Origin of the sequence: Pseudomonas sp. B21-059 (assembly GCF_026016285.1) — a bacterium.
Lineage (GTDB): Bacteria > Pseudomonadota > Gammaproteobacteria > Pseudomonadales > Pseudomonadaceae > Aquipseudomonas > Aquipseudomonas danubii.
In genome coordinates this window covers 2,103,053-2,116,847 of record NZ_CP087201.1, presented here as the reverse complement: position 1 = coordinate 2,116,847, position 13,795 = coordinate 2,103,053, and the positions used below count along the sequence as shown (strand labels likewise).

At 61.6% G+C, this 13,795-nt stretch carries 13 protein-coding genes; 5 read left to right on the top strand and 8 right to left on the bottom strand.

Features of this window, described 5'->3' with window-relative positions; all coding sequences use genetic code 11:
* Positions 1 to 44: 44 nt before the first annotated feature.
* Entirely contained in the window at positions 45 to 593 is a 549-nt protein-coding gene (locus LOY69_RS09640; RefSeq protein ID WP_102863808.1) for an adenine phosphoribosyltransferase, read from the top strand.
* A 33-nt stretch (positions 594 to 626) separates the two neighbouring features.
* Here the strand turns inward: LOY69_RS09640 and LOY69_RS09635 are convergent, their stop codons facing one another.
* The 5 genes from LOY69_RS09635 to dnaX all read right to left on the bottom strand — a co-directional run bounded on the left by LOY69_RS09635 (position 627) and on the right by dnaX (position 6,306).
* Complete coding sequence (locus tag LOY69_RS09635; protein WP_265074429.1) at positions 627 to 1,775, bottom strand: acyl-CoA dehydrogenase family protein; 1,149 nt, start codon at positions 1,773 to 1,775, stop codon at positions 627 to 629.
* Between the two features lie 102 nt (positions 1,776 to 1,877).
* A complete protein-coding gene (recR, locus tag LOY69_RS09630) occupies positions 1,878 to 2,480 on the bottom strand; it encodes a recombination mediator RecR (protein ID WP_102863810.1) in 603 nt (200 codons plus the stop codon).
* A 57-nt stretch (positions 2,481 to 2,537) separates the two neighbouring features.
* Positions 2,538 to 3,581 carry an NADP-dependent oxidoreductase gene (locus LOY69_RS09625; RefSeq protein ID WP_265074428.1) on the bottom strand — a complete coding sequence of 348 codons (1,044 nt, stop codon included), beginning with the start codon at positions 3,579 to 3,581 and terminating at the stop codon, positions 2,538 to 2,540.
* Between the two features lie 208 nt (positions 3,582 to 3,789).
* Positions 3,790 to 4,128, bottom strand: a complete 339-nt coding sequence (locus LOY69_RS09620; RefSeq protein ID WP_015634779.1) for a YbaB/EbfC family nucleoid-associated protein — start codon at positions 4,126 to 4,128, stop codon at positions 3,790 to 3,792.
* A 66-nt stretch (positions 4,129 to 4,194) separates the two neighbouring features.
* Positions 4,195 to 6,306: a DNA polymerase III subunit gamma/tau gene (gene dnaX / locus LOY69_RS09615; RefSeq protein WP_265074427.1), complete on the bottom strand. Its 2,112-nt coding sequence runs from the start codon at positions 6,304 to 6,306 to the stop codon at positions 4,195 to 4,197.
* Between the two features lie 139 nt (positions 6,307 to 6,445).
* Here dnaX and LOY69_RS09610 point away from each other — a divergent pair, with 139 nt between their 5' ends.
* On the top strand, positions 6,446 to 7,216 hold the full coding sequence (locus LOY69_RS09610) for a substrate-binding periplasmic protein (RefSeq protein WP_110652561.1): 771 nt from the start codon (positions 6,446 to 6,448) through the stop codon (positions 7,214 to 7,216).
* On the opposite strand, the gene LOY69_RS09605 is transcribed toward LOY69_RS09610, so the two are convergent.
* Together LOY69_RS09605 and LOY69_RS09600 are read right to left on the bottom strand one after the other, a co-directional pair.
* Positions 7,189 to 8,907 (bottom strand): putative bifunctional diguanylate cyclase/phosphodiesterase, encoded by a 1,719-nt coding sequence (locus LOY69_RS09605; protein WP_110596947.1) that lies wholly within the window; start codon positions 8,905 to 8,907, stop codon positions 7,189 to 7,191. The genes LOY69_RS09610 and LOY69_RS09605 overlap by 28 nt on opposite strands.
* Positions 8,908 to 8,925: 18 nt before the next feature.
* A complete protein-coding gene (locus LOY69_RS09600) occupies positions 8,926 to 10,491 on the bottom strand; it encodes a methyl-accepting chemotaxis protein (protein ID WP_265074426.1) in 1,566 nt (521 codons plus the stop codon).
* A 445-nt stretch (positions 10,492 to 10,936) separates the two neighbouring features.
* Here LOY69_RS09600 and LOY69_RS09595 point away from each other — a divergent pair, with 445 nt between their 5' ends.
* The 3 genes from LOY69_RS09595 to LOY69_RS09585 all read left to right on the top strand — a co-directional run bounded on the left by LOY69_RS09595 (position 10,937) and on the right by LOY69_RS09585 (position 12,799).
* Positions 10,937 to 11,251, top strand: a complete 315-nt coding sequence (locus LOY69_RS09595; RefSeq protein WP_011060220.1) for a helix-turn-helix domain-containing protein — start codon at positions 10,937 to 10,939, stop codon at positions 11,249 to 11,251.
* Positions 11,252 to 11,397: 146 nt separating this feature from the next.
* Positions 11,398 to 11,769: a VOC family protein gene (locus LOY69_RS09590; RefSeq protein WP_102878997.1), complete on the top strand. Its 372-nt coding sequence runs from the start codon at positions 11,398 to 11,400 to the stop codon at positions 11,767 to 11,769.
* Between the two features lie 136 nt (positions 11,770 to 11,905).
* On the top strand, positions 11,906 to 12,799 hold the full coding sequence (locus LOY69_RS09585; RefSeq protein ID WP_265074425.1) for a DUF2167 domain-containing protein: 894 nt from the start codon (positions 11,906 to 11,908) through the stop codon (positions 12,797 to 12,799).
* A gap of 46 nt (positions 12,800 to 12,845) precedes the next feature.
* On the opposite strand, the gene LOY69_RS09580 is transcribed toward LOY69_RS09585, so the two are convergent.
* Positions 12,846 to 13,772 (bottom strand): DMT family transporter, encoded by a 927-nt coding sequence (locus LOY69_RS09580; RefSeq protein ID WP_170004302.1) that lies wholly within the window; start codon positions 13,770 to 13,772, stop codon positions 12,846 to 12,848.
* Between the last annotated feature and the right edge of the window lie 23 nt (positions 13,773 to 13,795).

Genomic DNA, 13,795 nt, shown 5'->3' with positions numbered 1-13,795 from the left:
CGGGTATACTGGCGCGGCCTATTTGCCCGCCAGGACACCTGAAGATGGCCTTCGATTCCTTCGACATCAAATCCCTGATCCGCCCTGTCATCGACTTCCCGAAACCGGGCGTGATCTTCCGCGACATTACCCCTCTGTTCCAGTCTCCCCGGGCCTTGCGCCTGGTGGCCGACAGTTTCGCCCAGCGTTATGTCGAAGAAGACTTCAGCCACATCGGTGCCATGGATGCCCGGGGCTTCCTGATCGGCTCGATCATCGCCTACCAACTGAATAAGCCGCTGATCCTGTTTCGCAAACAGGGCAAGCTGCCTGCGGACGTGCTCGCCGAGGGCTATCAGACCGAATACGGCGAAGCCTTTCTCGAAGTCCACGCCGACAGTCTGTGCGAAGGCGATTCGGTACTGATGTTCGATGACCTGATCGCCACCGGCGGTACCCTGATCGCCGCAGCCAATCTGGTACGGCGCATGGGGGCGAAGATCTACGAGGCCGCCGCCATCATCGACCTGCCGGAGCTGGGCGGCTCGCAGAAACTGGAAGACATGGGCATCCCAACCTTCTGCCTGACGCAGTTCTCGCTGACTGAGCGCTAGGGTCTACCCGCGTATTCACCAGCAAGCAGGTTTCTACAGGCCCATCTGCTTGCTGATGATTTCGTTCATCACCTCGCGAGTGCCGCCGCCGATCGAGAGAATACGGTTGTCGCGATACAGGCGCTCCACCAGGCTCTCGCGCATGTAGCCCATGCCACCGAGTATCTGCACCGCATCATGGGTAATACGGTCGGCGGTATCGGTGGCAACGTTCTTGGCCATGGAAATCTCCTTGATCACACTCTTGCCCGCGGCCATCTTCGCCGCCTGGCGATAGGTGAACTCCCGCGAGACTTCCAGAGCCGTAGCCATCTCCGCCAGACGATGCTTGAGCACCTGGAACTTGCCGATGGGCTTGCCGAACGCCTCGCGCTCGCGAGCCCACTTCAGGCTTTCCTCCAGGGCCATCTGCGCCGTCATGTTGGCCATCAGCGCCAGGGCCAGGCGTTCGCTCTGGAAATTGCCCATGATGCAGGCAAAACCCATGTTCTCGGCACCGATCAGATTGCCCACCGGTATCCGGCAATCGTCAAAGAACAGCTCGGCAGTGTCCGAGGCCCACCAGCCCATCTTTTTCAGCTGTCGCCCCACGGTGAAGCCCGGCGTGCCCTTTTCGATCAGCAGCAAGCTGATGCCGCCGTAACCGGGCTCACCGGTACGCACCGCAACGGTGTAGAAGTCGGCGCGTACGCCGCTGGTGATAAAGGTCTTGCTGCCGCTGACCCGATAATGATCGCCGTCACGCACGGCGCGGGTTTGCAGGTTGGCCACGTCAGAGCCACCACTGGGCTCTGTCACCGCCAGAGCGCAGATTTTCTCGCCGCACAGCACTTGGGGCGCCACTCGGTCCCGCACTTCGGATCGAGCCCATTTGACGATGGGCGGCAGGCCGATATCCAGGGAGCCCAGCCCTGCCACCAGCCCGCCGGAACCGCTGCGCATCAGCTCTTCACTGGCGGCGATCTTGGCGAACAGGTCACCTTCGTGACTGCCCCCCAGGGCTTCGGGATAGCCGATCCCCAGAATCCCTGCCGCACCGGCCTTGAGATACAGCTCGCGGGGGAAGCTTTCAGCCTCCTCCCACTGATCGATCTCGGGGAGAATTTCCCGTTCGACGAAACGTCGCACGCTGTCACGGACCAACTGGTGGCTGGGGTCGAAGTATTCCTGGCAGGCAGACATCGGCAAGCTCCTCTGAAGGGTCGAGGGAACTTACCAAGCGCTTGCTTGGTTTTCAAGAAAATGTGTGGCGGGTCTTTCGCCGGCAAGCCGGCTCCTACCGCATTAAAGCGCTATGGGCTTGCGACCGGCGAAGGAATGGGCCAGGGTGCCGCCGTCCACCAGCTCCAGCTCGCCACCCAGAGGCACGCCGTGGGCGATACGCGAAGTGATCAGGCCTTTGTTGGTCAGCAGCTGGGCGATGTAGTGCGCAGTAGCCTCGCCTTCCACGGTCGGGTTGGTGGCCAGGATCACTTCGCTGAAGCTGCCTTGCTCCTCGATCCGTGCCAGCAACTGCGGAATACCGATCGCTTCGGGCCCTAGACCGTCCAGCGGTGACAAGTGCCCCTTGAGCACGAAATATCGACCGCGATAGCCGGTCTGTTCCACCGCGTACACATCCATCGGTCCTTCCACCACGCAGAGCAAGCTGTCGTCGCGACGCGGGTCGGCACACTGCGGGCACAGCTCGTCTTCAGTCAGAGTCCGGCATTGACGGCAATGCCCCACCCCTTCCATGGCCTGGCTCAAGGCCTGGGCCAGGCGCAAACCACCACTGCGATCACGTTCAAGCAGCTGCAAGGCCATGCGCTGGGCGGTTTTCTGACCCACGCCCGGCAAGGTGCGCAGGGCATCGATCAGTTGGCGAATCAGGGGGCTGAAGCTCATGGGCAAAGGTCCGACAAAACGACGAGACGCGGTTTATACCCGCGCCTCAGGGTAGCGTCAAATACTCGCGTGCGCGGCAACCTTGACCACCAGCTTGCCGAAGTTGCGCCCCTCCAGCAGGCCGATGAAGGCTTCAGGCGCCTGCTCCAGGCCTTCGACCACATCTTCCTTGAACTTGACCTTGCCTTCGCGCACCCAGGGCGCCATGGCCTTGATGAATTCTGGATGCCGGTCACCATAGTCGTCGAAGACGATAAAGCCCTGGATCCGCACCCGCTTGGTCAACAAGGCGCGCTGCAACAGCGGCAGACGGTCCGGGCCTGGCGGCAGTTCCTGAGCATTGTACTGAGCGATCAACCCGCACAGGGGAATGCGCGCCTTAGGATTGAGCAAGGGCAGCACGGCATCGAACACCTTGCCACCGACGTTCTCGAAATAGATGTCCACGCCCTTGAAGCAGGCCTGGGCCAGCTCAGCGGCAAAATCGGCGCCCTTGTGATCGATGCAGGCGTCGAAACCCAGTTCCTCGACCACGTAGCGGCACTTGTCCGCGCCACCGGCCACACCCACCACCCGCAGCCCCTTGAGTTTGGCCACCTGCCCTACCACCGAGCCCACAGCGCCGGACGCCGCAGCCACCACTAGGGTTTCCCCGGCCTTGGGCTGACCGATGTCCATCAGCCCCATGTAGGCAGTCATCCCGGGCATGCCCAGCACGCCCAAGGCCATGGAGGGGCTGGGCAGGCCGGAAGGCACCGGAATCAGGTTACGACCATCACTGATGCAGTGGCTCTGCCAGCCAGTGGCCCCCACGACCAGATCGCCTTCCTGGAACTTTGGATTCAGCGAACGCTCGACCCGACTCACCGCGCCACCGGTCATGACTTCATTGATTTCCACCGGTGCGGCGTAGGACGGCGCGTCACTCATGCGGCCGCGCATGTAGGGGTCCAGGGACAGGTAGAGGGTCTGCAGCAGGACTTGGCCGTCCGCCAGCTCCGGCAAGGCGACCCGCTCCAGACGGAAGTTCTCAGGGACCGGTGCACCCTGGGGACGAGAGACCAGCACCACACGCTGGTTGAGGGTCAATGTTTGCGACATCACAGACACTCCTGTATCGAGGGTTGGAAAGGACTGTATAGGGTGCAGACCCCACGAGGGCCGTGGCGTTCGATGTTTCTACAGACGGATCGGCGGCGGCCTTCGCCCGCAATCCAGCTCCCACGAACAGCGCAGTGCTTATCGACAGGATAAAAAAAGCCAGGCTCAAGGCCTGGCTTTTTGCGTCCATCCGAAGCGCCTGGGCGACTCAGAACGGCAGTTTCATGCCTGGAGGCAGTTGCATGCCGGCAGTCATGCCGGACATTTTTTCCTGGCTGTTGGACTCGATCTTGCGCACGGCATCATTGACCGCAGCGGCGAACAGGTCTTCCAGCACTTCACGGTCATCTTCGCTGACGCCTTCCAGCAGGCTCGGGTCGATGCTCACACGCTTGATGTCGTGACGACCGGTCATGACCACAGTGACCATGTCGCCGCCAGCCTTGCCGGTGACTTCAGCGTTGGCCAGTTCTTCCTGCATCTTGGCCATTTTTTCTTGCATTTGCTGTGCCTGCTTCATCAGGCCGGCCATGCCACCTTTCATCATGGGAATTACCTCAAAGTACGGGGATTGAAACAGCGCCCGACCCAGGGTCCGGCGCCCTTTAAGTGATCAACCCTGAGCGGCCAGGGCCTCGACAGGTTCAATAGTATCCTGGCGCACCACGGCGCCGAACTCCTGGACCATCTGCTGGATGAACGGATCGCCGTGGATCGAGTCCTCCGCCTCGCGCTGACGGTCGGCCCGACGCCTCGAAGCGGCCTGGGCCGGGGTTTCCTGCTCGGGCTTGATCAGCTCGATGGTCAGGGTCAGGGTACGTCCGTGGTACTGGTTCAGCGCGTCATTGAGCCGGCGCTGTTGAGTGGCGTTGAACAGTGCGCTGTGGGCCGGATCCAGGTGCAACAGCCAGTTGTCACCCTCTACGGCCATCAGGGTGCAGTTGGCGGCGATGCTGCCGGTCATGCCGGAGATCGGCAGTTTCGGGAACAGTTGCAGCCACTCCAGAGCCAGGCCAGTGGCCGGCTTGGCAGCAGGTTCCGGCTCGGGCTCCGGGGCCGGATCGGCGGCGTGCTCGCTGGCCAGCTCGTCCAGGTAGCTGTAGGCCGAATCCATGTCCGGCTCGATGTAGTCCTCGTCCAGGGGCGGCTCGTCGTCCAGATCAATGCCCGGGGTGGCAGCGTCGACCTCGGCCACGCTCGGCTCGGGCACCGGCGCACTGACCCACTCCGGCGCATCCGGCACCACGCTGTCGGGCGTTGGAGTTGGCATTGGCGTCAGCTCGGGCTGTTCGGCCACCACGTCCAGCACCGGTTCAACAGCTGGTTGCTGCTCGATCTGCGGCGCTACCGGATCGTTCCAAGGCAGGTCGACCACCTCCTCGGCGGCCTCCGGCCCAGGCTCGACGTCAACCGCTTCGACGGCAAGCGCTTCGGCAACCGGCGGCGCGACAGGTACAGGCGCGACCGGCGGAGCTGGAATCGGAGCCGGAGCGGCAGCCGGTGCGACCGGCGCGCTAGCAATAGGAGTAACGGGAGCCACAGGCACAGCAGGTGCTGGTACCGCCACGGCTTGGGCGGAATCAACTGTGGCCTGGCTGATCCCCACTGGCTTTAGCGGCTGTCTCGGTGCATCCGCGGTGTCCGCCGGGCGGAAGGCCAGCATCCGCAGCAAGACCATTTCGAAGCCCCCTCGCGGGTCCGGCGCCAACGGTAGATCACGACGGCCGATCAGGCCCATCTGGTAATAAAACTGTACGTCTTCGGCCGGCAGCGCCTGGGCCAGAGCCAGTACCCGGTCACGATCGCCATGACCGTTGTCGACCCCTTCGGGCAACGCCTGGGCAATCGCGACCCGGTGCAGCACGTTGAGAATTTCCGAGAGCACGCCGTTCCAGTCCGGGCCCTGCTCCGCCAGATGGCGCACAGCCTCCAGCAACGCCTTGGCGTCACCATTGATCAGGGCATGGAGAACGTCATAGACCTGGCCGTGATCGAGGGTGCCGAGCATCGCTCGCACGTCGGAGGCCATGACCTTGCCTTCACCGAAGGCGATGGCCTGATCGGTCAGGCTCATGGCGTCACGCATCGAGCCGTCGGCGGCGCGGCCCAGCAGCCACAATGCGTCGTCTTCGAACGGCACGTTCTCTACACCCAGCACATGGCTCAGGTGCTCGACCACCCGTTCGGGGGTCATGTTCTTCAGGGAGAACTGCAGGCAACGGGACAAAATGGTCGCCGGCAGCTTCTGCGGGTCGGTGGTTGCGAGGATGAACTTGACGTAGGGTGGCGGCTCTTCAAGGGTCTTGAGCAAGGCGTTGAACGAGTGACTGGAAAGCATGTGCACTTCGTCGATCAGGTAGACCTTGAAGCGCCCGCGGCTCGGCGCGTATTGCACGTTATCCAGCAGTTCACGAGTGTCCTCGACCTTGGTCCGGCTCGCGGCGTCGATCTCGATCAGGTCGACGAAGCGTCCTTCGTCGATCTCGCAGCACACCGAACAGGTGCCGCACGGCGTGGAAGTGATGCCTGTTTCACAATTCAGACATTTGGCAATGATCCGCGCGATGGTGGTCTTGCCCACCCCGCGGGTGCCAGTAAACAGATAAGCGTGGTGCAGCCGCTGGCTGTCCAAGGCATTGATCAGAGCCTTGAGCACATGGGTCTGGCCGACCATTTCGCGGAACGAGCGCGGACGCCATTTACGTGCAAGAACCTGATAACTCATCGAAAACCGTCGCAACTGGAAAGCGGAAGCCGGTAATGCTAGCGGAGCAAGGGCGAAATTGCATCCGGCGCGCTCGTCTAATCTGTCTAAGCTGCATTTCGCAAAGGATTGCTCGGTCGTTAGAACCGTGGGAGACCGTATGCATTTGACCTGGGGCGCCCTGCTACTCTTGAGCACCAGCCTGGAAGCCGCCGAAGCGCCTTTACGCTTTGTCATCGCCGACAGCTGGGCCATGCCGACCATCGAGGTCGATGGCGAGCAACCCACCGCCGGCATCCTTTACGACACCATGAACAGCCTCGCCCGGCATATGGGCACCCGTGCCGAGTTCCACGTCCTGGCCCGCGCCCGGGTGCAGAACGCCATGGCCCAGGGCGAAGTCGACGTGCGCTGCTTCGCCGCACAAGCCTGGCTGCCGAACCTGTCCGGGGATTACCTGTGGAGCGTACCGCTGTTCGTGCAACGCAACCTGCTGGTCAGTAACCGCTACCATCATGAGCCGATCAACCCGCAACAGTTGCCCACTCAGCACATCGGCACCGTACTGAGCTACACCTACACCTCGCTGCAACCCCTGTTCGAGAGCGCCCAGCTGATTCGTGACGATGCCCGCAACGAGGAGCAAGTCCTGCAAAAGCTCCAGGTAGGACGCTACCAGTACGCTATCGCCAGCCAGTGGACCCTGGACTGGTTCAACAAGACCCAGTCCTCCGGCAAACCCTTGCACCGCGTCGCGCTGCTGCAGGAGCAAGCCGTGGGCTGCTACGTGCGCAATGACCCGGCAGTGCCGGCCCAGCGAATTCTGCGGACCCTGCTGAAGATGAAGATGTCCGGCGAGATCGATGCCATCGTCCAGCGCTACGTCGACCCGCAGACCGGCGCTCAGGCCTCCGACACCGTGTCGCCCTGAAGCGTGCCGCACCGCCACGGCAGCGGCGGCTCGAAGTTGCTTACCCACTCCAGCACGGCGTCAGCGGGCATGGGCGCAGCAATGAACTCACCCTGGGCCACCTCACATCCGAGGGCCATCAATCGCTCACCATGGGCCAGGCTTTCCAGGCCCTCGGCCACAACTTGGCGGCCAAACGCCCGGGCCAGTCCGACCAGAGCCTGAATCAGGGCCTGGTCATCCTGGTCGTGAAGCATGTCGCGGACAAACAATCGATCGATCTTGATGGTCTGGGTACGCAGACGTTTGAGGTAGCTCAGGGACGAATGCCCAGTACCGAAGTCCCCCAGGGAAAACTGCACACCAAAGCCCTGGCAGGCATCGAGGCAATCGCTGACTCGCTGGATATTGTCGATGGCCACCGACTCGACGATCTCCAAATCCAGCAAGACGGGTGACACATCCGGGTAGCGATCGAGCATCCCCTTGAGCCGCTCGACAAAATCCGTGCGCTGGAAATGCCGGGCCGCGACGTTCAGGCTCACCGGCCAGACATGGCCTGCCGCCTGCCAGCGTTGCAGCTGACTCATCACCTGATCGATGACCCACTCGCCGATATCGACGATGAGGTCGGTCTCTTCCACCTGAGGCAGGAAATCCTGGGAACCCAGCATCCCGCGCTGCGGGTGCTGCCAGCGCAACATGGCTTCAAACCCCACCACCGCGCCGCTGCGCATGTTGACCTTGGGCTGGAAATACAGCTGCAGCTCGCCGCTGTTCAGCGCCTGGCGCACGTGCTCCACCGTCTGGTAGGTGACCATCACTTCGCGATCACGCAGGACATCGAACAGGTGGAAGCGATTGCGTCCGCTTTGCTTGGCCACGTACATCGCCTGGTCGGCGTGGCGCAGCAAGGTATCGGCATCATGGTTATCGGTGGGAAACAGGGTCACCCCAATGCTGGCAAACACATTGATGTCCTTGCCCTGGATCGAATACGGCTGGGAAATGGTCGCCAACACCCGCTGCAGTGCCGCCCGTAGCTCCAGCATGTCCCTGACGTAACGCAGGATCAGCACGAACTCGTCTCCGGCCAGGCGTGCCACCACATCTTCACCCCTGATGATCGAACGCAGGCGCGCAGCCACTTCCACCAGCAGCAGGTCACCACAGGCGTGACCGTAGCCATCATTGACCGCCTTGAAACCGTCCAGATCGAGCATGCATACCGCCAGGGGAATATTCTCCTGGCGGGAAAAGTCCAGCGCCTGGTGCAACAGATCGGAAAGGAAGGCCCGATTGGGCAGACCAGTGAGCACGTCATGCCCAACCCGCCATTGCAGCGAATGCAGCAACTGGCGCTTCTCGCTGACATCGAAGCGGATCGATACATAGCGCATCACCTTGCCGGAGCGCTGATCCACCAGGGGCACCATGGTGCTGTCGACCCAGTACAGGCTGCCGTCCTTGGCACGGTTGCAGATCTCGCCTTTCCACACCCGCCCCTGGATGATGGTCTGCCACAGCTCGGTAAAGAACTCCGGTGGATGCAGCCCCGAACTGAGCATCCGGTGGTTGGCTCCGATCAGCTCTTCACGGCTGTAGCCCGAGATCTGGCAGAACAGGTCGTTGACATAGGTGATGCAACCGCCGAGGTCTGTCTCGGAGAAAATGGCGGCGGCATCGACGGCCCTGCGGTATTTCTCATCCATGAGTCGAACTCACTGTCGCTAGCGGTTGAACCGCTCGACCAAGGCACGCAGCCCGGAAGAGATGTTTTCCAGCTCCGCGCCGCGAACGACTCCGGCGCTGGCATTCTCGGCAGTGCGCTGCACCGTGGCGGCGACACTGTTGATCTGTTCGGAAACCGATTCCGCTACATGGGACTGCTCCTGGGACGCCGCAGCCATCTGCTGACTCATGTCAGTGATACGCTCCACCGCGGCGCCTATGCCCTGCAAGGCTTGCTGCGCCTGCAAGACCTGCTGCACCCCTTGCTCGGCTTCCTCGATGCCCAGGCTGGCGATCTGCACCGCCTCATCGGCACCGGCCCGCAGGCTCTGGATGATGCCCTGGATCTGCTGGGTGGACTCACGAGTCTTACCGGCCAGAGCGCGCACCTCATCGGCCACCACGGCAAACCCGCGCCCCTGCTCTCCGGCCCGAGCGGCTTCGATGGCTGCGTTCAAGGCCAGCAGGTTGGTCTGGTCGGCAATCGCCTGGATCATGCTCGCCGCCACCATGATGTCCTGGGTCTGCCCGGCCAGGTCACCCACCGCCTGATTGATCTGGGTAACAGTGCGGGCCAGCAACTGGATGGCGTCACGGGAAGTGCCCGCCACCTGGCTGCCTTGCTGGGCCAGCAGGTTGGCAGTGTGAGCCTCACTGGCGGTGTGCTGTACGTGTTCGGCAACCTCGGTGATCGAAGCGGCCATCTGGGTCATGGCAGCGGCCGTCATGTCGGTCTCCGCTCGCTGCTCCAGCAGCGCCGACTCAGTGCGGCTGGACAACTGACTGGAGTCGGCCGCCGCCGTAGCCATCTGTCGAGCCAGGTCGCTGAGTCGGGTCAAGGCGGTTTTCAGCCGCGCCTCTTCACTGGCCAGGATCAGTTGCAACTGCGCCGCCGGCCCCAGCGCGTCGCTGTAAGCCAGGGCACAGATCGGATCGGCAAAGGTGTTTGGAGTGCTACGGACAATCTGCTTGAGCTGCTGCCCCAAACGGCGCTGGGCCATCAGCCCGACCCCCACGAACCCCGTGACCGTCAGCACCTGGGCCAGCAGCGTCGGCAACCAGGTGAATGCCGCCAGGCAACCCACCGCTACCGCTACCGGCAACAGCAATGGCCTGGCTGCTGCCTCCAGGTGCCGCCAGGCCGAGACCGGTGCCTTGTCAGCACGCAGTCGCGCATAGAGGATTTCAGCGCGGTTCACTTGCTCCCGGGTCGGCTTGACCCGCACCGACTCATACCCCACCAGTCGACCCTCTTCGAGGATGGGCGTGACATAGGCGCTGACCCAGTAGAAATTGCCGTTTTTGCAGCGGTTCTTCACCACGCCCATCCAGCTCTGCCCTGCCTTGAGATACCCCCACATCGACTCGAACACCGCCGCCGGCATATCCGGGTGACGCACCAGGTTATGGGTGCTGCCAATCAGCTCGGCCTGGCTGAAACCACTCATCGCGGCGAATTCGGCATTGCAGTAGGTGATGTGGCTGTTGGTATCGGTGGCGGATATGAGCCGCTGCTGGTCGGGAAAGGTCTGCTCAACAGAGGTGACCGGCAAATTGAGACGCACTTTAGAACTCCATAGACAGCCTGCGATCAACAGCACCGGGAAGCCGGCAACAGGTTGATTCGAAATGTACTTTCCTGGCGGTACGACTCAATCGAAAGGATCGCCCTGATTGCAGCCGTACAGCGGTTTGCGCGGCAGTTGACCGTCGATTCGACGAAGATCAACTAGGATCAGATAAGGCGTCAGGTGGGGGACGGCGGACGGTGCGTTGGCGGGATTTACGAGACGGTCGAGCCTCTGCCAAGTCCTCGGTTTAGGTGAACAAGGGAAATGCAATGATTTCTTGTTTCATAAACCTGCCCTCTGAAACTAGATCACCAAATACCTGTCCGAAGCGCCGATTCTACGAAATGCATCACATTTTGCAAAGCAAGGTGATGAATCATGGTGTTGTCTAATGCCAATATTTATCGTTAAGTTCTTGATTCTAAATGGGAATTGAGCGATGCAAATTTCAAGTTTGGGTGCAGCCATCAAGCGTTATCGAAAGGTAGCGGGGCTTACTCAGGCTGAACTAGGTGAAAAAACCGGTTTTGACCCAAAAACCATCAGCCGCTTCGAAACCGGCACCTACACCCCCAGCGTTGAAGCTCTATTTCTGCTAGCCGAAGTACTGGGAGTGAAGCTGAAAGCCTTCTTCGCCGATCTGGGCGACGAAGAGGAACAGCGGGCTTATTTGTTCGGTGTCATTCACAAAGCCACCCCGAAGGATCTGGGAAAGCTGATAGCAGCGGTAGACCAGGCCTTGTCCAAGCCTTGAGCCCCGCAACAAATCAACGAGAAGAGGCACGCTTATCACCCCTGATAAGTTGGCCTCTTTTTTAATCCACGACTCCTGACAGGAACTGACAGACCCAGCCCATAAGCTTGTGCCCACAGCACAGCCCAAAGGCCCCTGGAGTCGTCATGATCAGTAACACCTACTTCCTGCTTTATGTGGACAGCCCGCCCCTCAGTGCAGAGTTCTACAGCCGCCTGCTGGACAAACAGCCGGTGGAATCATCCCCATCCTTCGCCCTGTTCATCCTCGACTCGGGGATCAAGCTCGGCCTCTGGTCCCGGCACACGGTTGAACCGAGCGCCCAATCAACCGGTGGTGGCGGCGAACTGGGCTGGGCCGTGGACAGTCGAGAAGCCGTGGACGAACTGCATCGCCACTGGCAAGCGCTGGACATGACCATCGCCCAGCCCCCCACCCAGATGGACTTCGGCTACACCCTGCTCGCCCTTGATCCGGACGGACATCGCTTGCGCGTGCTCTATCTCACTGTCGACTGAATCCATGCCCCAACAGAGGCGCTATACCAGCGCCTTCCCCGCCAGCGCTGAGAGATTACTAGAAACACCTCATTGAGCCCTCCAACACTCATCGCTATCCTCCCCGCCGACTTGTCACAATTTGTAAGGGAATACGATGAAGTACCTGCGCCTCCTCATGGCGATGGCCGTCCTCTGCGCCACGCCCCTCCTTGCCTTTGCCGCCGCGCCGAACGAGAGCAAGGACGCCGAACCCCAGACCGCCGAACAGTTTCTCGCCTCGCTCTCCCCACACCACGGCAACGTCAAGCTGCCCGGTGATATCGCCAGCCTCGACCTGAGCCAGGAGTTCTACTACCTCAACCCCAAGGACACCGAGAAGCTGCTGACCGAGGGCTGGGGCAACCCACCCGGCTTCACCACCCTGGGTATGATCGTGCCCAGCGCAGTCAGCCCGCTGTCCGCCGAAGGCTGGGGCGTGATCATCAGCTACAAGAATGACGGCCACATTTCCGATGACGACGCGGCGAAAATCGATTATCAGGACCTGCTCAAGCAAATGCAGGAAGCGGACGAGGAAGACAATAAGCAACGCAAGGAACAGGGCTACGGCGCCATCCACTTGCTGGGCTGGGCCGAACAGCCAAGCTATGACGCGCAATCCCACAAAATGTACTGGGCCCGCGAACTCAAGGCTGAAGGCGCCGAGAGCCACACCCTGAACTACAGCATCCGCGTACTGGGGCGCGAAGGCGTGCTGGAACTCAACGCGGTCGCCTCCATGGACGACCTGGCAACTATCAAGCGCGAAATTCCCAAGGTCCTGGCCTTCACCAACTTCACCGATGGCAACCGCTACGCCGACTACAATCCCAGCACCGACAAACTGGCCTCCTATGGCCTGGCCGCCCTGGTGGCCGGAGGCCTGGCCAGCAAGGCTGGCTTGTTCGCCAAGCTGGGGGTACTGCTCCTGGCCGGCAAGAAGTTCATTGTCATCGGCGTGCTCGCACTTGCCGCGTTCGCCGGCCGGCTGTTCAAGAAAAAAGGCTGACTGCAAGGTGCAACGCCCCCGCATGATGAGGGGGCGTTGCAGCTTATCAACCACCCTGTTTTACCTGCACATCTCGCTCCTTCGCCGGCAAGGCCCGCAGCCGCCAACGCCCTTCCAGTTGCATGGCCATCACACTGCCCAGCACCACGGCCGCCCCCAGCACCACAGAAGATTGCACCCGCTCTCCCAGGACCATCGCAGCCAGCAGCATCGCCGTCGGTGGAATCAGATACATGGCGATCGACGCCCGACTGACCTCCACCCGCTCCAATACGTAAGCCCAGGCCAGATAGGCCAAAGCACTGGGAAACAACCCCAGCAACAGCACCGCCAGATTCACCCGCCACGACGCCTGTGCCACCGCCTCGGGCAACCCGGGTGCGTACACCGACAACAGCAACGTACCGCCCCAAACCATGTAGCACACCGTGGTCAACACGCCGTAGTGCCCGGAAAAGCGCCGTTGCAAAACGAAGTACAACCCCCAGGAAAAAGCCGCCAACAACACCAGCAATCCGCGCGGTTCGACCGAGCCCAGCCCCTTGTCGGCCGCCACCACCAGCACCGCTCCAAGCAAACCCAGCCCCACGCAGCCCCAGCGCCAACCACTGACCGGCTCCTTGAGCCAGAAAAAGGCGATCAGCGTGCTGAAGATCGGTGCCGACTGCGCCAGCACGCTCGACGCGCCGGCACTCAAGCCCTGCTGACCATAATTGAGGCTGACGTGATGCAGGGTGATGGCAAAGAACCCCAGCACCAGCAGCCAAGGCAGATCACGCCAGCGCGGCAGGGATATTTTCAACGCCACTGCCATTGCCGCCATGAACAGCGAAGCGATCAGGAAGCGCAGCAGCGCCAGATGCCCCGGACTGTAGCCCTCAAGGCCAATATGGATACCCACCGGTGAATAGGCCCAGCACAGAATGACCGCAGCGGTAGCCAGCAATAGCTTGAACCCAGGTAAGCGCTTCACGGCACAGGCATCCAGACAATAAG